Origin of the sequence: Pseudomonas caricapapayae (genome assembly GCF_001400735.1) — a bacterium.
GTDB classification, from domain to species: domain Bacteria; phylum Pseudomonadota; class Gammaproteobacteria; order Pseudomonadales; family Pseudomonadaceae; genus Aquipseudomonas; species Aquipseudomonas caricapapayae.
In genome coordinates this window covers 1-17886 of record NZ_LJPW01000039.1, presented here as the reverse complement: position 1 = coordinate 17886, position 17886 = coordinate 1, and the positions used below count along the sequence as shown (strand labels likewise).

Below are 17886 nucleotides of genomic sequence, written 5' to 3'. Positions count from 1 at the left end.
CTCAGATTTGAGCGCATCCCGCCGGAGTAGCACCAAGTTTATCGGTACGAGAACGGATTTTATCGGAACAACTCCCGCCATTGGCGGAAGTTAAACCACATCAGTGCATCCACAGCTGGATGCCTCTCAGAGGCCGGCACCATGAACACGCTACACGTCACTGTTACCGATGCTGAGATTCGCAAACAGGCCGCTGGTAACGCACGCCAACTGCGCGACCCGCGTTACCCAGAGCTTCGGTTTCGCTACTCCACATCAGATCGCGCCAAAGGTGCATGGCACGTCGTGGTGCGCGGCAAATGGGGCAAGGCCGGTAACTATCCCGGCATCAACGCCAAGCTGATGCAGTCCACGCTTCCCGCCATCCTCGCTCGACGCGCCGTCGATCCGGACGCCGTGTCCACCACCAGCAGTTGGCGCACGGTGGGCGACGTACTGAGCTGGTACACCGAGCGCATGAAGCGTGACCGGGCGTTGTCGGCCAAGCGCAAAGCGGGTGCGGAATCTGCGCTGCGCTGTCACCTGGTGCCTCGGCTGCAAGAGGTCGAGCTGTGCACGTTCAACGGCCCGACGCTGGATCGCCTGCTGATGTGGCCGATGCAGGAGCGTTACAAGGCCTCGTTCGTGCGCCTGGTCTATGGCGTGCTGGCCGTAGCATTCAGCCAGGCATTGCGCCTCAAGATGCTGCCGGTCAACCCGATGGCCACGCTCAAGTTCACCGACTTTATTGCGACCCGCATCCGACCCAAGCCAGCGCGAGTGCGTGGCGACGATCTGCCCGCACTCATGGTTCAACTGGCAGAGAAGTATGAGCTCGCCCCCACTGCCTCGATGCTGGCGCTGATGATGCTATGTCACGGCACGCGACTGGGCGAAACGCGGCTGGCGCGCTGGAAGAACATCAACCTCACCACCGGGCTGTGGTTCATTCCGGAAGAAGACACCAAGACCAAAGCCGAGCACACGTTGCCCCTGACAGCTCAAGCCTGCGCGTTGCTAAAGCGCTACCGCGATCAGCAGCACGCCAATGGCTACACCGGCCCTCATGTGTTTCCCGGTCGTCCTGGCGCCCCGGTGAGTGCCAGCAAGGCCAGCACCTTGTTCGCAGAGTTGGCCAAGGGTGAGTGGTCGAGCCATGACCTGCGCAAGGTGGCCCGCACCGGATGGGCCGATCTGGGCGTCGACTACATGGTGGGCGAGATGCTGCTCAACCACGCCATGAAAGACCTGGACGCGACGTACATCCACACCACCGCCGAGGGCATGAAGCGTAAGGCGCTGGAGACCTGGCATGACCACCTCGACAGCCAGGGTTTCCGACAGCTTCATGGTGGGACATAGCCGGGATCTTTTGCATGGTTAAACGGCTGCAAGCCAAGAAACACAAGGGCCGCAGGCCGAACACGAATCCATCCCAAGGGAGTACGTAGAAATGAAAAGCAGCACAGATTACAGCCGCCCGGCCCGCCAACAATTCCCCGTCACGCTGGCCGAGATGATCGCTCGGAAAGCCTCGGTCATGGCGCAGCGGCTTGAAGACCAAGCCATCACCCAGATGGTCCGCGACGCACAACGTGCGCTTGATCGCGGTACCGATGTTGAACAGATCGCACGTGAGATGGAGTTGAAGTAATGCCGCAGAGACCACAGAAGCCTTGCAACGCCCAGGGCTGCAACACACTGACGCGCAACCCTCGGTACTGCGACGAGCACGCACACCTGCGCACCGGCTGGAGCAGGCGCGGGCCGGACGCTGGCAACACCACTGAACGAGGGTACGGTCATGCCTGGCGAGTGAAGCGCGATCGCGTCCTTAGACGTGACCATTATCTCTGCCGGATATGTACACACAACGGGCGAGTTACTGAGGCCTGCGACGTCGATCACATCGTGAATAAGGCGGCGGGCGGCAGTGATGCGGACGAGAACCTGCAATCGATCTGCGAGACGTGCCATAAGGCCAAGACAGCGACCGAAAGCCGCATTGGGCGTGGGGCGGTCCCAAAGTCTGGGACCTCTCGCTAAGTGACCGTCCCCTCAGTCGTTTTTTTACACCCGCGAAATTAAAAGTTCAGACCGAGCTGCGACCGGGCAGCTCAGGAGCCAAGGCATGACAAGCAGTGTTGAAGAAGAGATCGCGGCCCGCCTGGCGGCCGCGGGTGTAACGCCCCTGATCGGAGGGCTCGTGCCGGAACCGGCCACGGCTGAACTGCTGGGCTACGCGCCGAGCTACCTGCGCCGACTCGCTGCCGAGGGGCACGCTCCGATCCCCTTCGTGCGCCGGGGCAACCGCAGGTTCTACAAAGTCGCCGACATCGTGAGCTTCGCGACCAATACCGCCGCATAACGTCGGACTTCGCCGAAGACTGGGGCTTGTGTGCGCGCATAAGGTAGTCGGCATGAACTCACGCCGTGCGCTGGGGGATTGCCCACCGCCTCACGCCTTGCGCTGGGGCGGCTCCCATAACACCTAGATGGGATTACCCCATGACTACCCCTCACGATCAACGCTGGCATAAGCTCAAAGCAGCTCTCGCCTCGCACCACCCCACGGCTGGCGGAAATGAACATCTCGCCACCATCACTCAAGAGATGAGCGAAATGGATCAAGACATTGGCCAAATGGCTGCCGCGATGAAGGCGCAGAACGAACACATCACCGCTCAAACTGACAAGCAGTCAGAACTGCAGGCTCGTATGCTTGAGCTCGAGCAACGCGCAGTCGCCGGCGGTCTCAATAAAGCTCAACGTAGCAGCGAGCCGGACACCAATGTCGTCAGCGCCGCAGTGATTGAAGCCGATGGTATTTCGGTGATTCGAGCGGGCCAGAAATCCACCGGCAAAATGCGCGTTGGGACAGGCCTGCGCGCAGCGGTGACTAACCCCAACAAGGGCACCACCGGATCAACCAGTTACCCGACCGCGCCGGTTCGCGCCCCGGGCATTCAAGGTATTCCGCAACCGCGCCTCAGCCTGCTAGACGTTCTCCCGATCGTCCCGGTTGAAGGCTCGACATATGAGTATGTCCGGCTCGACGGGTACCTGAGCGGCGCCGCTTACCAGGTCAAGGAAGGCGACGAGAAAGCCGAGGGCCAACTGCCCACCAAAATGGACCGTGCCGAGATTGCCACGATTGCGACGTGGATTCCGGCCAGTCTCCAGGTGCTGAACGACAACACCCAACTCGAGGATCAGATCGGCCTGCTGATGAGCGTTGGCGTCCGTCAGAAACTGGAGGCTGAGTTGCTGGTCGGCGACGGCGGTCCGGGTGAGATCCTTGGATTCGTTGCCCAGGCCCCGGAAGCTGGCATAACCACTGGTAAGCCTGTTGACCGCATCGGCTTGGCGCTGACCGATCTGAAAGCCGCCGGCTGGAATCCAAACGTGGTGGTTATGAACCCCCGCGATTGGTTCGCCATCGAGAGCGAACGCGCAAATGAGGGTGACGGACAGTACGTGATCGGCACGCCTCGCGACCCGGCACCACCGAGCCTTTGGGGTACGCCGGTAGTTGTCACCATGGGAATGCCCGAGGGTAAAGCGCTGATCCTCGACACCACCACCACCGCTCTGCTTGATCGTCAGGAAGTGACGGTTGAGGCAAGCCGGATGGACGGCGACAACTTCCGCCGCAACCTAGTGACGATCCTCGCTGAACTGCGCGCAGGCCTCGCCGTGTATGCCCCATCCTCGATGCGCCTGGTGTCCCTGACCCCAACCGCCCCTTAGTCACTGGCTGGGCCGGGGCGATACGTCGGCCCGTCCCATGAGGACTGCACACATGAGCTCCACCAAACCTGAAACGCTACCCAAGCCAATCCAGCAAGCGCTAAACCAGATCGCACACAGTCGTGCCTTGCTCTATCAGGCTGCCTGCCGTGATCGTATCCGCAAAGAGATTGATGGCTTCCTTGCCCAGGGTATGAGTCACCAGCAGGCTATCGAGGCGCTGCGCACGAACCCACCGACCATTGACCCTGGCTACTAGGATCGATCTGGTTCGACCTCACAGCGTAAACTGGGGGCAGGCCGGTGCGAAACCATACAGGCCTGTGTACCGGCCCCCGCCCCCGACCGGACGTAGAGATTTTCCCCTCTCACCTTTTTTTGTTAAAGCTCCAGCGCGTTAGCCTTACTGGAAGCCTTGAAAATCAATTGGTTATTCTTCTTTTATTCAACTGTGCGCTTGTTAACACCTCGCGTGAGCGTAAGGCCATGTGTCCTGTCACTGAGCGCATGCCGGGAAATGCCGGTTAGCACCCCGATAGAGCTCCTACCGCGCTCGTGAACGATGTGCCCGCAGAGGATCCTGACGGCCCAGACGCATCTCACAGCCTGATGCCGTATGTCCATGAGCCGCGCACAGATGCTGAGATAAACAGGCTCGGGATTGAAAGCTGTGGGTCGCTGGGCTCGAAGCGATTATTCGGCTTGGTGGATTCTGAAGGCAAAGGATTGCGGAGAAAGACTAGAAATGCGCATAGTGAGCGCTTTCAGCCTTACAAGAGAACGGAAGCTCGGCATGTTAAAACGAATTAAGTCGATTCAAAATGTAGGCCGGTTTCGGGCATGCGCACCTGCGAGGATCGAATTTGGGCCAATCACGTTCGTGTATGGCCTAAATACTTACGGAAAATCTACCTTAGGCGACATATTCTCCAGCCTACGATCTTCTGATACCTCAAGCATAAAGGCGAGGCGAACCATACCCTCGGACTCCACGCCTCAAACAATCGAACTGAGCTTCGCAGCAGAAGGGCAAACCGAAACGACAGTCAGGTACGCTAACGGGGAATGGAGCAAAAACTTTCCTGCGGAACTGAGCCTCCATGTTTTTGATGATGGGTTTTACCACAAAAATTTATTTTCCTCGCGCCAGTTCACACGGGCAACAAAAGAAGCATTTAGCTCGTTTGTATTAGGTGAGCAGGGCGTATCTAAAACTAAAACCATCACCGAAAAGAACAAGATAAAAAATGAACTAGCACGTGATATCGCAAAAATAACCTCCCATGCATTTCAGGAGATAAGTGACCTTCCGACTTTTTTAGCACTCGAAATATTAGAACCCATTGAGACCCTAGAGGAGACAGTCGCGAGTCTGCGCACTGAATATGACAGCCTAAGAAAACAACGAGGAAGCATTCAGAAAATCAGTGTTCGAAAGACACTAGCAACCACGAACTGGACAACAGATTTCAGTCACGAATTTCGCGCAATTAACACGACTCTGAAAGAGTCCATGAAAGCGCATCAGGAAGCGGCCCGAAAAGCTGTTGCAGATCACATAGCAACCACTTTCCAAGGTGAAAGGGGCGCAGAAGCTTGGATAAGACAGGGATTATATTATCGTAAAGGTGACGACTGCCTCTTCTGCGGGCAGCATTTATCGCTTGATGCGATGGACCTTATCAATATCTATGAAGAAAGCTTCGACACCTCTTTTGAAACGAATTCCAAGAGAATCAACGACGCCTTAGAGGCTAGTTTTATTGCAATTAACAAGCCACGCATCACACAACTGTCATCACTAATAACGCGCAACAAGGAACCACTCGCCAGCTATCCAGAGCTAGACGATTCAGAGTATTTCTCGACTACAGTAAAGTTCCTCGAAAGTGTTGAAGCCGACATAGTCGACGCTATAAAAGAATGGGATCTACACTGGCCAGAGTTCATACAATCATTAGCTATCGCTGTCGAAAGAAAAAAAGAGACACCAAACCTGCCATGCCCTCCCGCGGATGATTTTGGCCTGATCCAAATTGAACAAAATCTCACCATGCTGTGCAGTAACTATGACAGCTTCGTTGAGTACGCGAATTCGGCCATTGAGCAATTCAAGGCGACGGTCAATATCGCGGACCTTGAACGCAAAATGACGGAGATTGCCGATCAGGGGAAATCAATAAAAACCAAAATCTCACGAATTCAGCTTGCACCGCAATGCGTCGAGTATGTGTCTATGTCGGCAAGACACAAGGAGCTGGCGGACGAGATTCCCGCTCTAAATCTGGAATTGATTGCCGAACAGAGTGACTTTCTCAGTCATTACTATAAGAAAATAAACGAGTATTTCAAAAAGTTCGGCAGTGAAGATTTTGACCTGGTGAAAGGAGAAGACAACAGAGGGCACACACCGATATTTTATCTGAAAGTTAAATATCGCGACCAAGACATCTCAGAAAGGAACCTTGAACAAGTATTTAGCGAATCAGATAGAAGGGCCCTAGCGCTTTCAGTATTTTGGGCAGGGGTAATGGGGAGCGAGTTTGGCAGACTGAAAAACTCCATTGTAGTTCTCGATGACCCAATAACCTCGTTCGATAGCAACAGGATGACTTCAGCCCACATGGAAATAGTTGAGCTATCGAAGAGCGTCCGACAAATATTGATCTTAAGTCATTTCGAATCCGGAGTTGCTGCGTTCCTCAACGTATATAGAAATCAACTGCCAATCAAACTAATCTCTATAACCAAGACTGAACGATCCTCCGATCTTACACTTCCAGATGTCGAAATTTTTATATCGACAGAGCACGAAAAGCGTAGAGCGAAAATCTTTGACTTCATATCAGGCGAAACAGATATCCATAGTCCTGGAGATTTACGTGTTTTTTTCGAGCTAGAGCTATCCCTTAGGTTCGCACAGCAAATTGCTAAACACGAAATCACTGAAATCAACCTTTCAGACCGCATTGATAGACTTCATGACAATAAAATAATATCCAGCACCGTACTAAACACTGCACATCAGTTCCGATTGGTTTTGAACCCTACTCACCATATCTGGCAGAGCAACAACATAGAAGACCAAAGAAATACCGCACGAAACCTCATCGCTTTTATTTACGCCGAGTTCATGCCTGGTGCATAGGATCCCTAGCTTTGTTGCTGGTGCACCCAGTCACGAAAAACCTGCAGATCAAGAGTGAATCCGCATGAACGACGAGTGTGGCACTGTCATTCACGCTGTTTTCTTTGAAGGCATGAGAATTGCTCTCACATATCTGAAAAAAAACCGAGGATCTACAGTCAGTGGTTTAGGTGTTTTTATTTTTGGGGGCAGATTTGGGGGCAAATTAATAAATAACACCAGGCACACCCTACGGCACATGGGCCGTAGCCATAGGTTCGGTTCCGTCTCTGGCACCACCTTCCGTTTTCAGGTGATGCCAAGCACACCTGAAAACACACAAAAAGCCCGCCTCGTGCGGGCTTTTTGCTGTCTGGGGTTTCCAAACGCCCTCCCCCTTGTAAGTCCAAAGTTATGTGGGCAGATCCCATTCGATCTGGAAACCTCCTCTCACCACACGGTCAAGCGCCCGCCTCCACCAACCGAGGATACATTCCACTAACCATTCTCCCTTTTCACTTAGCGCAAAGCTGAATTCAAGATAATTTTTTCTGGATGCTATGCTAAGCCCTTTAAATACGGCATCTAACAGACTTTTTTTCAAGATAACATTTCAGACTACTGAGATATTTCTCGCATGCCTACGTTTACTCACCATGATCTTGTGCTTTTGAATCCGTCCTTCGACTCAGATCTGGTTGATGTGCTGAGCGAACTGGAGCATCTACGTCGCCTCAGGCTTGAAGGCGATACACCACCGCAGGTGTTCTACCAACTCAAATCGCTTTTCCACGCACTGGAAAGCCTTGGGTCTGCCCGTATAGAAGGCAACCACACCACTTTGGCGGACTACATAGACAGCAAGGTAGGAGGCAAGGCACGAGAAACGGACCAGTTGCGCGAGGTTGCCAACATTGAAAGGGCAATGGATTACCTTGAGCAGATCATGACGCCGGGCGCTGTGCTGACCGAGCAAACGATTCGTGAGCTACACGCGATGACGGTCGATGATTTGGTACGCGAAGGCGACAGAACGCCTGGCGCTTACCGCAATGGAGGTGTCCAGATATCCCAATCTGACCACCTGCCGCCCGATTTCATTCAGGTTCAGGCTTATATGCAGGAGCTTGTCGACTTCGTGAATCGCGAAGACTCTCCAAAATACGATCTCATGAAGGTAGCGTTGGCCCACCACAGATTTGGATGGATACATCCATTTGGCAACGGCAATGGTCGCGTGGTCAGACTGCTTACCTACGCACTCTTGATAAAGTACGGCTTCAACGTCAGCACAGGCGGGCGCGTCCTGAATCCTACGGCCGCGTTCTGCAATGATCGTGAGCGTTATTACGCCATGCTTGCCAAGGCCGACAAAGGAACAAAAGAAGGGCTTGAGGAGTGGTGCACATACGTACTGCAAGGTATTCGTGATGAGGTTGAGAAAGTCGACCGCCTCACAGACTATGCCTATCTGACCAAATGCATCCTTGTCCCGGCTGTGGCGTTCGCACGTGAACGAGAATGGATCACAGAAACAGAAGAGTCAGTGCTGTCTGCCGCAATCAAGCTGAAGATCGTAAAGTCTGCAGATGTAGCAAAAGTGCTGCCTCGACAGTCAAGCAATCAACGAACTTACCTGATTAGAAAGCTAGTGGATCAAGGAATGCTTTTGCCCCTCAGTGCGGGTGCCAGACAGTACACCATCGGTTTTTCAAACAACTATCTGATTCGAGGAGTCATCAAGTCTCTCAGGGATCAGGGGTTCATACCTGAACCACTTGAAAAGCCTTGATCATGGGTTGAAGGCCGCACGAGCGAAATTAGCCTTTCCGTGCGTTTGAGACTGGAAAATTCATAGCCACCACAAACCATAGCGCTGACGCAGAAGCGCGGACGAGAGCGCCCCATGAGCACGCTCATCCCATTGAACTAATTTTCCCTGGCCACCCTCGAAGCCATACATTTGCTTCCACAAGGAAAATTCCGTGCTCAAACTTACTGCCTCCGCCCTCATCATCGCCGCCACGCTGGGTCTGGCTGCCTGCGACAGCAAGTCCGAACAGAAAGCACAGGACGCTCAGGCTCATCAGGAGAAATCCCAAGACAAAATGGAATCTGCCCAGGAAAAAGTGAACGAGGCGGCGAAAGAGAACACCGAGGCGGCCAAGGACAAAGCTGCGTCCAAGGAAGCGGCTGCCGAAGAGTCGAAGACCTTCGTGCCGACGTCCGAAGTGACCAACACCATTCAGCCAGAAAAAAAGTGAACACAGTGAACGCTCTTCACAAAGTTTTCACAGCGGCCGCGTCATTGTGGAGCTGCTCCCAAGTGTGAATCCTTAAGCCCGCTCCCCCATCGCGGGCTTTTCTTTGTCCGGGATTTGGCGGGCAAAGCACTTTCGCGCAACCACGATACTCAAGTGCCGCGTGTTTTTTGGCAGAAAAAACGCAACTTTCCTGACGTCAAAAAACTGCTTGATTTATTTTTCGGATTATTGCGAAGCGCATTCATGCCACAGCGTTTCGAGTCGATACTCTAACTACAGTAAGTCCACAAATACACCAAGGGGCAGGTTATGTTCGGAAACAAGAACAAAGCTGAACTGACAGCCATGAAGGCCGAGGTCGATGGACTCAAAGGACTGACAAGCGCGCTGGAAAAATCGATGGCGGTGGTCGAGCTGGGTCTCGACGGAAAGATTCTCAGGGCCAACGATAACTTTCTCGCGGCGATGGGCTACCGGGCGGACGAGCTGGCAAGCAAGACGCACCGCGACTTCTGCGAACCGGAGGTACTGCGCAGTCGCGAGTATGCCGATCTCTGGGCGTCCTTGAAGGCCGGGAAATTCATCTCCGGCACCTTTAAGCGCGTCGGCAAGAATGGCCACAGTGTCTGGCTTGAGGCCAGCTACAACCCGGTGACCGACACGCAGGGCAACGTCTTCAAGGTGGTCAAGTACGCCCTGGACGTTACCGCACGCGTGATGCTGGAGAACGAGACCACCAGCAAGCTGGCGGCGGTAGACAGGGCCATGGCAATTTGCGAATTCGAGCCCAATGGCAATGTCATCACTGCCAACAGCAACTTCCTGAACGTCATGGGTTATGCGCTGAACGAGATCAAAGGCAAACATCACAGAACGTTCTGCGAACCGGCGCTGGTCAACAGCACCGAATACTCCGAATTCTGGCGCAAGCTGAATCAGGGCGAGTTCATCGGCGATCAGTTCAAGCGCCTGGGCAAACATGGCCGGGTTGTCTGGCTGGAAGCCACGTATAACCCGGTTTTCGACGTCGACGGCAAGCTCTACAAGATCGTCAAGTTCGCCAGCGACATCACCCACCGTGTCGAGAAGCAGGAAGCGGATGCGCATGGCGCTTCGCGCGCTTATCACATTTCGGCAGAGACCGAAAAAGTGGCCGAGCAGGGAACCCTGGTCATTCAGGAAACCGCTCGGGAAATGCGCCAGATTGCCGAAAATATCGGCGCGTCGGCGAAGCTGGTGAGTCAGTTGGGAGACCGCTCCGAGCAGATCACCGCCATCGTCAACACCATTCGCGGCATTGCCGACCAGACCAACCTGCTGGCCCTCAATGCTGCGATTGAAGCGGCACGCGCGGGCGATCAAGGCCGCGGCTTTGCGGTGGTTGCCGACGAGGTTCGGCAACTGGCGGGACGCACCAGTGGCTCTACCACCGAGATTGCCGAAATGATCGGCAAGATCCTGGCCGAAACACGCGAAGCGGTGGCGAGCATGGACGCTACTCAGGAAGGTGCCATCCGCGGTGTAATCCTGGCCGATCAGGCCGGACAGGTCATCGTCCAGATCCGCGACGGCGCGAGCGACGCGGTCGAGGCCGTGAACATGTTTGCCACCCGCATGGACGAAGCCGAAGCCTTTGCCAAACCAGGCAAACGATGACGACGGCATAACACGCACCAACCCAAACCCGCGTCCTGCGGGTTTTTTATTGCCCCGCTTTGTGTCGACTGTTCGGTACTGAAACGCTTGAGCATTTTTCAGTGCACGCATGGAACCGCCTTGAGCAGACGCTCCACTCATTGATGAACTTCCGTTGATGAGCAGGCCGATGAGTAACCTTTTCTACAAGACCCTGCTTGATGACTTGTCCCGATCCCTCGACATGCAACCGCTGGCATTTGATGATCACGGGGGGTGCAACATGATCATCGACAACACATTTGCGCTAACGCTGTTATGCGATCACGCGCGCGAACGCCTGCTGTTGATCGGCTTGCTTGAGACGCCCGAAGACATACCTCAGCAGCGTCTTCTGGCTGGAGCGCTCAATCCGTTACTCAATGCAGGGCCCGGTCTTGGTCTGGACGAGAAAAGCGGCCTTTATCACGCGTATCAAAGCATCCCTCGAGAAAAACTCGGCGTCCCGACGCTAAAGCGTGAAATTGCGAGTCTGCTGGAGTGGATGAGGAGCTGGCGCGAAGCCAGTCAATAAGCGCTTCCTTTTCGTGAGAATCAACCTATGAACCCCATTCAGTCACGCTTCTCCAGTGTGCACGAGCTCAGACAGTCGAACCTTGATATTCCGGCGCTCAAAGCCAATGGTCAACTTGAGGTCGACGGCAAAAGATACGAGATTCAAGCAGCCGATGACGGAACGATCGCGGTCCTTCGCCCCGAACAACAATCCAGAGCGAAAAGCTTTTTCAAAGGGGTCTCTCAGCTGGTAGGCGGCAGCAGTCAGCGCGCGCAGATTGCCCAGGTACTCAACGAGAAAGCCGCATCGACACGTACTGCCTTGCACCAGAGCCCTGTGCCGGATAGACGCTTTGACAACCTTGAGCGGGGCGAAAGCAGCTCAGCCGCAACAGCCATCAAACCCACGGCCAGACAGGCAGCGCAAAATACTTTTGACAGCTTTCATGAGTGGGCCAGGCAGGCGGAAAAGCTGCCCAACCCGTCTCGGATGGACATCTACAAAATCTATAAAAATGATGCCCCTCACTCTCGTCCCATGAGCGAGGAGCAGCAAGAAGAGTTCCTGCAAACGCTAAAGGCACTGAACGGCAAACACGGCATTTAGGTGCGCAGCCAGGATCATGACAAAGTGGCGAATAAAAAGGACCGCAACCTGGACAAGTACATTGCAGAGAGCCCGAACGCAAAAACGTTTTTCTATCGAATTACCCCCAGACATGAACGCCGCGAAGGTAAGCATCAAGGGCGATTGACCATCGGCGTACAGCCCGAATACGCAACACAGCTGACGCGCGCCATGGCTGCACTGATCGAGAAGGAAAGTGCAATCACACAAGGTAAAGTCATAGGCCCTGCCTGTCATGGCCAAATGACGGATTCAGCCGTTTTGTATATCAACGGCGACCTCGCAAAAGCGGAAAAGCTGGGTAACAAACTCAAACAGATGAGCGGCATACCTCCAGAGGCGTTCATTGAGCACACCCCTATGAGCATGCAATCCCTGAGCACAGGCCTGTCTTATGCAGAAAGCATCCTCGGAGACGTCAGAGGTCATGGAATGTCGCGGGCAGAAGTTATCAGTGACGCCTTGCAAATGGATGGACTGCCATTCCTCGCCCGATTGAAGTTATCGCTGGCAGCCAATGGTTATGACCCGGACAACCCGGCCCTTCGAAACGCCAAATGAGCGCGGCGTCTGGCGTGAGCGCGGTTATTTGCAGATGCGAGTCAAACCAGCAAAACCTTGGTTATTTACCACGTCTGCGCTTCAATAGCGGCCATTGCACCTCACGCCAGCCAAAGGACCGTTCATGGCCTCGCCAGACAAGCAGCAAAAACGTGCCAAGCGCGCAAAGATCAAGGCCAAACAAAACCGCTCGGGCAAGGCCGCAACCAGCCTGGTTCATCCGGTGTTTGCCTCGGCGCTGGTCAATCAGCCGTTTGATGATGTCGAACTCGATCTGAATACCTTCGACTTCGGTGACATTGTCGAGAACGGCTTCGATCCGGCTGACTACGACGATCTTTTCACCGCCATGAAAGCAGCAGAAGCCATTAGCCAGCTCGCGCTGTGTGTGGTCTTTCTGCAATACCCGGTGCTGGCACTGGTCGTTTCCGAAGAGGAAGAAGATCCCGCCACGGACTTCATGATGGGTCTGCTAATTGTGTACCGCGCCATGTATCACGATGAGGATGAAGACACGGCAATCGAATGGATCGAAAGCCCTGCCTTCCAGAAGGATTACACCCTGGCCTCCGACCTGCTGATGAAGAGAGATACCAGGGCGGCACGCTGACGGAGGACCGTGCCGATGCCAGGCATCGGCACGGTAGCCAGATCAACCCAGCGCAGCAGCCCCCACACGCCCGGCTTTACGGCGACGTGAAACAAGCAGGCCGGCGCCGATCACCAACAGACTGAGCACGCCGGTGGCGATGATTTCGATGCGATGGTCTTCCTGCAGCAGCATGATCGTCAGCACCGCCACGATGAACGCGATGACCGCCCAGGTCAGCCATGGGAACAGCCACATCTTGAAGTCGATGGCCTCGCCCGCAGCGATGCGCTTCTGGCGCATACGTAGCTGGGACACGGCGATCACGAGGTACACCAGCAGGGCGATGGCACCGGAGCTGGCAAGCAGGAAGTCGAACACAGCCGCAGGTGCGATGTAGTTGGCGAACACGGTCAGGAACGCTGCCGCCGTCGACATGATCACCGCCCAGTGAGGCGTGCCGCCTTTGCTGGTGCGCCTTGATACCGCCGGGGCATCGCCGCGCTTGCCCAGCGAGAACAGCATGCGCGAAGCGGTATACAGCGCCGAGTTCAGGCAACTGGTCACTGCCACCAACACCACCAGATCGACGATCAGCTTGGCGTTCGGAATGCCCATCGCATCGAGCACGGTCTGATATGAACCTACCTCGGCCAAGCGCGGATCATTCCACGGCACCAGCGACACAACGATGAAGATCGAAACCAGATAGAACAGGAAGATCCGCCAGATCACCGAATTGGTGGCCTTGGTGATCTGCTTGCCGGGGTTCTTGGACTCGGCCGCGGCAATGGTCACGATTTCGGTGCCCATGAACGAGAACATGGTGGTCAGCATCGCCGCCAGCACCGCACCCATGCCATTGGGCAGGAAGCCCCCGGTGTCGAACAGATGGCTGACGCCGCTGACGTTACTGGTCGGCAGCAGGCCGAAGATCGCCGCCACACCCAGCACTACGAAAGCGATGATTGCCACTACCTTGATCAGCGCGAACCAGAACTCGAATTCCCCATAGTTCTTCACGCTGAACAGATTGGTCGCAGTCAGCAGCAATGTGATGACCAGCGTGAACATCCAGATCGCGATGTTCGGGAACCAGGCATGCAGAATGGTCGCGGCAGCGTTGGCTTCCAGCGGAATCACCAACACCCAGAACCACCAGTACAACCAGCCGATGGTGAACCCGGCCCAGTGACCGATGGCACGGTCGGCGTAGGTCGAAAACGACCCGGTGTCAGGCGAGGCCACGGCCATTTCGGCCAGCATGCGCATCACCAGCACAACCAGCGTACCTGCAGCGGCGTAAGCCAGCAGCACGGCAGGGCCAGCTTCGGCAATCGCGTGGCCGGAGCCGACGAACAATCCTGCGCCAATCACGCCAGCAATCGACAGCATCGTAATGTGTCGAGGTTTCAGCCCTTGTTCGAGCTCGGAAGAGTTAGCGGTACTGCTCATAAAACCACCTGTGCAAGACGAGCGAGACACACCGGAGCGTTACGTAAAGAGAAACCTACGGTGCCGTTCTTTATTTTTGACGCAAGAATTACGCCAAAATATTTCAAAAACGACGTCGCGCAGAGAATACACGGTGTGCGGCTTGACCACCGGGGCGTGGAGAAGAGCGATCTGTCTGCGTGATCTGTAGGATTTGTTACCGAACGCCTCAGAATCGTCTACACGCGCGCACCAAAAAGACACTCAAGCCGCCGATCAGCTCAAAGATGGTGCGTACAACAGGCTGCCGCTCGGCAAAAGCTGCTTCCAACACCCGGCCAAAGCTGGCAACATCGCGCCTTTTTCGCGCACGCCTGCCTGAAACAGGCATCATGCCTGCTTTCCAGCGACAGGCTGCTGTTGCGATGCGACAACCCGGCGAGGGCCGTCAAATTCAGCCTGCAACGCTGATGGTTGTCCTTCAAACGCTGTGCTAGCTTGGCGTTCGCCAGCAGCAAGAGCACACACTTCGATGAGGACCCCACATGGCTGAGGCCACGCCCGCCCTGGAAATCCGCAACCTGCACAAACGCTACGATCAGCTTGAGGTGCTCAAAGGCATCTCGCTGACCGCACGCGACGGTGACGTCATCTCCATCCTTGGCTCATCAGGTTCCGGCAAGTCCACACTGCTGCGCTGCATCAACCTGTTGGAAAACCCGCATCAGGGGCAGATTCTGGTGGCCGGCGAAGAACTGAAACTCAAGGCTGCGCGCAACGGTCAACTGATCGCCGCCGATAACCGGCAGATCAATAGACTGCGCAGCCAGATCGGTTTCGTGTTCCAGAACTTCAACCTGTGGCCGCACATGAGCGTGCTCGATAACATCATCGAAGCCCCGCGTCGTGTCCTGGGTCAGAGCAAGGCCGAAGCCATCGAAGTGGCTGAAGAGCTGCTGGCAAAAGTAGGTATCGCCGACAAGCGTCATGCCTACCCGGCGCAGCTTTCCGGCGGCCAGCAGCAGCGCGCTGCCATTGCACGCACGCTGGCCATGCAGCCCAGGGTTATCCTGTTCGACGAGCCCACTTCGGCACTCGATCCAGAGATGGTTCAGGAGGTGCTGGGGGTCATCCGCGCGCTGGCCGAGGAAGGCCGGACCATGCTGCTGGTGACTCACGAAATGAATTTTGCGCGTCAGGTATCAAGTGAAGTGGTGTTTTTGCATCAGGGAATGGTCGAAGAACAGGGCACACCGCAGCAAGTGTTCGAAAACCCGCTGTCGGCACGCTGCAAACAATTCATGTCGAGTCACCGCTAACGGAGCAACACCCATGCAGTCGTTTAAAAAGATCTTACTGATCGCCGCGGCCACACTGGCGTTCAGCAGCAGTGCCTTTGCCGAAAAACTGAAAATGGGCATCGAAGGGGCTTACCCTCCGTTCAACAACAAGGATGCCAGCGGACAGGTAGTCGGCTTTGATCGCGAGATCGGCGACGCCCTGTGCGCCAAGATGAAAGTCGAGTGCGAAGTAGTGACCTCCGACTGGGACGGCATCATCCCGGCGCTCAACGCCCAGAAGTTCGACTTCCTGATCTCGTCGTTGTCGATCACCGAAGAGCGCAAGCAGGTGGTCGATTTCACCGATCCGTACTATTCGAACAAACTGCAATTTCTGGCACCGAAAACGTCCTCCATCGATGTGTCTTCGATCGACAAGGCCAAAGAAAGCCTGGCGGGCAAGTCGGTGGGCGCGCAGCGCTCGACCCTGGCGGCTACCTGGCTGGAAGACAAGCTCGATATCCTGGACGCCAAACTCTACGACACTCAGGAAAACGCCTTTCTGGACCTGTTATCCGGTCGCGTCGACGTCATGCTGGCGGACAAGTACGTCAGCTATGAATGGTTGAAAAGCGAAGCTGGCCAGAACTTCGAGTTCAAGGGCGAGCCCGTTGTAGAGAATGACAAGATCGGCATCGCTGTGCGCAAAGGCGACGACCCGTTGCGCGAGCGCCTGAATGCAGCCCTGAAAGAAATCATCGCTGACGGCACCTACAAAAAGATCAACGACAAGTATTTCCCTTTCAGCATTCTCTGATTCACCCGACAGTGTCGCCGCTGCTTGCGGTTGAAGCGCGGCGACCCGTCCTGACAAAGCCTGCCCATGAACATTGATCTCCACGGATTCGGCCCGGCCCTTGCGGCTGGCGCGCTGATGACGGTTCAGCTTGCACTCTCGGCCCTGTGCCTGGGACTAATGCTCGGACTGCTCGGTGCTCTGGCCAAAACTTCGCCCTACAAGCCACTGCAATGGCTGGGCAGCACCTACTCGACGCTGGTACGCGGCATCCCCGAGCTGCTCTGGGTGTTGCTGATCTACTTCGGCACCGTCAACGGCATGCGTGCGCTGGGCGAGCTGTTCGGCATCCCCAATCTGGCATTGAGCGCTTTCTCTGCCGGGGTTATCGCTTTGGGCTTGTGCTTCGGCGCGTACGCCACCGAAGTGTTTCGCGGGGCAATTCTCGCCATTCCCAAAGGCCACCGTGAAGCCGGACTGGCGCTGGGCATGTCGCGCTCGCGCATCCTCTTCAAGCTGGTTCTGCCGCAAATGTGGCGCATCGCTCTGCCCGGCCTGGGCAACCTGTTCATGATCCTCATGAAAGACACCGCGCTGGTCTCGGTGATCGGCCTGGAAGAAATCATGCGCCATGCGCAAATCGCCGTCAGCTTCACCAAACAGGCCTTCACGTTCTACATGGTCGCGGCCATCATGTACCTGGGCCTGACCGTGCTGGCCATGATCGGCATGTATTTCCTCGAAAAACGCGCCAGCCGCGGCTTTCTGAGGAGCGCGTCATGAACTGGGAAGTCATCATAAAGTGGCTGCCACGCCTGGCACAGGGCGCGACCCTGACGCTGGAACTGGTGGCCATTGTCGTCATTGCCGGGCTGATCCTCGCCATCCCGATGGGCATCGCCCGCGCATCGCGGCACTGGCCGGTGCGCGCCCTGCCCTACGCCTACATCTTTTTCTTTCGCGGCACGCCTCTGCTGGTGCAACTGTTTCTGGTCTATTACGGGCTGGCCCAGTTCGATGCCGTGCGTCAGGGGCCACTGTGGCCATACCTGCGCGACCCGTTCTGGTGTGCGGTCGTCACCATGACCCTGCACACTGCCGCCTACATTGCAGAAATCCTGCGCGGCGCGATTCAGGCGGTCCCGGCAGGCGAAGTCGAGGCGGCACGGGCGCTGGGCATGTCGAAATGGAAGGCGCTGTTCTACATCGTCCTGCCACGCGCAGCACGCATCGGCCTGCCTGCCTACAGCAACGAAGTCATCCTGATGCTCAAGGCCAGCGCGCTGGC

General features: G+C 55.7%; 18 protein-coding genes and 2 pseudogenes. 18 read left to right on the top strand and 2 right to left on the bottom strand.

Annotated elements, in window-relative coordinates; genetic code table 11:
• Positions 1 to 141 precede the first annotated feature (141 nt).
• From ALO80_RS05070 to ALO80_RS05005, 14 genes and pseudogenes are all read left to right on the top strand, one after another.
• Complete coding sequence (locus ALO80_RS05070; protein ID WP_055008176.1) at positions 142 to 1341, top strand: tyrosine-type recombinase/integrase; 1200 nt, start codon at positions 142 to 144, stop codon at positions 1339 to 1341.
• Positions 1342 to 1432: 91 nt separating this feature from the next.
• Complete coding sequence (locus ALO80_RS05065; protein ID WP_055008175.1) at positions 1433 to 1633, top strand: hypothetical protein; 201 nt, start codon at positions 1433 to 1435, stop codon at positions 1631 to 1633.
• Positions 1633 to 2025: an HNH endonuclease gene (locus tag ALO80_RS05060; RefSeq protein ID WP_017277746.1), complete on the top strand. Its 393-nt coding sequence runs from the start codon at positions 1633 to 1635 to the stop codon at positions 2023 to 2025. Before ALO80_RS05065 ends, ALO80_RS05060 begins: the two co-directional genes overlap by 1 nt.
• A gap of 85 nt (positions 2026 to 2110) precedes the next feature.
• Positions 2111 to 2347 carry a MerR family transcriptional regulator gene (locus ALO80_RS05055; protein WP_044322229.1) on the top strand — a complete coding sequence of 79 codons (237 nt, stop codon included), beginning with the start codon at positions 2111 to 2113 and terminating at the stop codon, positions 2345 to 2347.
• A 140-nt stretch (positions 2348 to 2487) separates the two neighbouring features.
• Positions 2488 to 3729 carry a phage major capsid protein gene (locus ALO80_RS05050; RefSeq protein WP_083493150.1) on the top strand — a complete coding sequence of 414 codons (1242 nt, stop codon included), beginning with the start codon at positions 2488 to 2490 and terminating at the stop codon, positions 3727 to 3729.
• 52 nt (positions 3730 to 3781) lie between these two features.
• On the top strand, positions 3782 to 3988 hold the full coding sequence (locus ALO80_RS05045; protein ID WP_055008173.1) for a hypothetical protein: 207 nt from the start codon (positions 3782 to 3784) through the stop codon (positions 3986 to 3988).
• A gap of 411 nt (positions 3989 to 4399) precedes the next feature.
• The gene (locus tag ALO80_RS05040) at positions 4400 to 6877 is read left to right on the top strand and encodes an AAA family ATPase (protein WP_235812446.1); all 2478 of its coding nucleotides are present in this window, start codon (positions 4400 to 4402) and stop codon (positions 6875 to 6877) included.
• A 616-nt stretch (positions 6878 to 7493) separates the two neighbouring features.
• Positions 7494 to 8648, top strand: a complete 1155-nt coding sequence (locus ALO80_RS05035) for a Fic family protein (protein WP_055008171.1) — start codon at positions 7494 to 7496, stop codon at positions 8646 to 8648.
• Between the two features lie 193 nt (positions 8649 to 8841).
• Positions 8842 to 9120: a hypothetical protein gene (locus ALO80_RS05030; protein WP_054985136.1), complete on the top strand. Its 279-nt coding sequence runs from the start codon at positions 8842 to 8844 to the stop codon at positions 9118 to 9120.
• A gap of 309 nt (positions 9121 to 9429) precedes the next feature.
• Positions 9430 to 10206: pseudogene (locus tag ALO80_RS32440) on the top strand (PAS domain-containing protein); the annotation flags it as partial.
• A 63-nt stretch (positions 10207 to 10269) separates the two neighbouring features.
• Positions 10270 to 10776, top strand: coding sequence for a methyl-accepting chemotaxis protein (locus ALO80_RS32435; protein ID WP_244391644.1), 507 nt, complete (start codon positions 10270 to 10272; stop codon positions 10774 to 10776).
• Positions 10777 to 10933: 157 nt separating this feature from the next.
• Positions 10934 to 11329, top strand: coding sequence for a type III secretion system chaperone (locus tag ALO80_RS05020; RefSeq protein WP_162491663.1), 396 nt, complete (start codon positions 10934 to 10936; stop codon positions 11327 to 11329).
• A 27-nt stretch (positions 11330 to 11356) separates the two neighbouring features.
• Positions 11357 to 12499: pseudogene (locus tag ALO80_RS31730) on the top strand (T3SS effector HopA1 family protein).
• A 124-nt stretch (positions 12500 to 12623) separates the two neighbouring features.
• The gene (locus ALO80_RS05005) at positions 12624 to 13109 is read left to right on the top strand and encodes a hypothetical protein (RefSeq protein ID WP_055008167.1); all 486 of its coding nucleotides are present in this window, start codon (positions 12624 to 12626) and stop codon (positions 13107 to 13109) included.
• A gap of 42 nt (positions 13110 to 13151) precedes the next feature.
• Here the strand turns inward: ALO80_RS05005 and gabP are convergent, their stop codons facing one another.
• Together gabP and ALO80_RS31365 are read right to left on the bottom strand one after the other, a co-directional pair.
• Positions 13152 to 14543 (bottom strand): GABA permease, encoded by a 1392-nt coding sequence (gene gabP, locus ALO80_RS05000; protein ID WP_055008166.1) that lies wholly within the window; start codon positions 14541 to 14543, stop codon positions 13152 to 13154.
• Positions 14544 to 14751: 208 nt separating this feature from the next.
• Complete coding sequence (locus tag ALO80_RS31365) at positions 14752 to 14916, bottom strand: hypothetical protein (protein ID WP_162491662.1); 165 nt, start codon at positions 14914 to 14916, stop codon at positions 14752 to 14754.
• Between the two features lie 151 nt (positions 14917 to 15067).
• On the opposite strand from ALO80_RS31365, the gene ALO80_RS04995 reads away from it, so the two are divergent.
• The 4 genes from ALO80_RS04995 to ALO80_RS04980 form a co-directional block, all read left to right on the top strand.
• A complete protein-coding gene (locus ALO80_RS04995) occupies positions 15068 to 15841 on the top strand; it encodes an ABC transporter ATP-binding protein (RefSeq protein WP_054985144.1) in 774 nt (257 codons plus the stop codon).
• 13 nt (positions 15842 to 15854) lie between these two features.
• Positions 15855 to 16619, top strand: a complete 765-nt coding sequence (locus tag ALO80_RS04990) for an ABC transporter substrate-binding protein (protein WP_054985145.1) — start codon at positions 15855 to 15857, stop codon at positions 16617 to 16619.
• Positions 16620 to 16685: 66 nt separating this feature from the next.
• Positions 16686 to 17381, top strand: a complete 696-nt coding sequence (locus ALO80_RS04985) for an ABC transporter permease (protein WP_055008165.1) — start codon at positions 16686 to 16688, stop codon at positions 17379 to 17381.
• Positions 17378 to 17886: ABC transporter permease (locus ALO80_RS04980; RefSeq protein WP_055008164.1), on the top strand; the 509-nt coding region annotated here is incomplete at its 3' end. The genes ALO80_RS04985 and ALO80_RS04980, both read left to right, overlap by 4 nt.

Coding starts and splice junctions, on each gene's coding strand:
- ALO80_RS31365 (WP_162491662.1), bottom strand. CDS start 14,916: ATGATGCCTGTTTCAGGCAGGCGTGCGCGAAAAAGGCGCGATGTTGCC.
- ALO80_RS05055 (WP_044322229.1), top strand. CDS start 2,111: ATGACAAGCAGTGTTGAAGAAGAGATCGCGGCCCGCCTGGCGGCCGCG.
- ALO80_RS05065 (WP_055008175.1), top strand. CDS start 1,433: ATGAAAAGCAGCACAGATTACAGCCGCCCGGCCCGCCAACAATTCCCC.
- ALO80_RS04990 (WP_054985145.1), top strand. CDS start 15,855: ATGCAGTCGTTTAAAAAGATCTTACTGATCGCCGCGGCCACACTGGCG.
- ALO80_RS05005 (WP_055008167.1), top strand. CDS start 12,624: ATGGCCTCGCCAGACAAGCAGCAAAAACGTGCCAAGCGCGCAAAGATC.
- ALO80_RS05020 (WP_162491663.1), top strand. CDS start 10,934: ATGAGCAGGCCGATGAGTAACCTTTTCTACAAGACCCTGCTTGATGAC.
- ALO80_RS05035 (WP_055008171.1), top strand. CDS start 7,494: ATGCCTACGTTTACTCACCATGATCTTGTGCTTTTGAATCCGTCCTTC.
- ALO80_RS04995 (WP_054985144.1), top strand. CDS start 15,068: ATGGCTGAGGCCACGCCCGCCCTGGAAATCCGCAACCTGCACAAACGC.
- ALO80_RS05045 (WP_055008173.1), top strand. CDS start 3,782: ATGAGCTCCACCAAACCTGAAACGCTACCCAAGCCAATCCAGCAAGCG.
- ALO80_RS05060 (WP_017277746.1), top strand. CDS start 1,633: ATGCCGCAGAGACCACAGAAGCCTTGCAACGCCCAGGGCTGCAACACA.
- gabP (WP_055008166.1), bottom strand. CDS start 14,543: ATGAGCAGTACCGCTAACTCTTCCGAGCTCGAACAAGGGCTGAAACCT.
- ALO80_RS05070 (WP_055008176.1), top strand. CDS start 142: ATGAACACGCTACACGTCACTGTTACCGATGCTGAGATTCGCAAACAG.
- ALO80_RS05050 (WP_083493150.1), top strand. CDS start 2,488: ATGACTACCCCTCACGATCAACGCTGGCATAAGCTCAAAGCAGCTCTC.
- ALO80_RS04985 (WP_055008165.1), top strand. CDS start 16,686: ATGAACATTGATCTCCACGGATTCGGCCCGGCCCTTGCGGCTGGCGCG.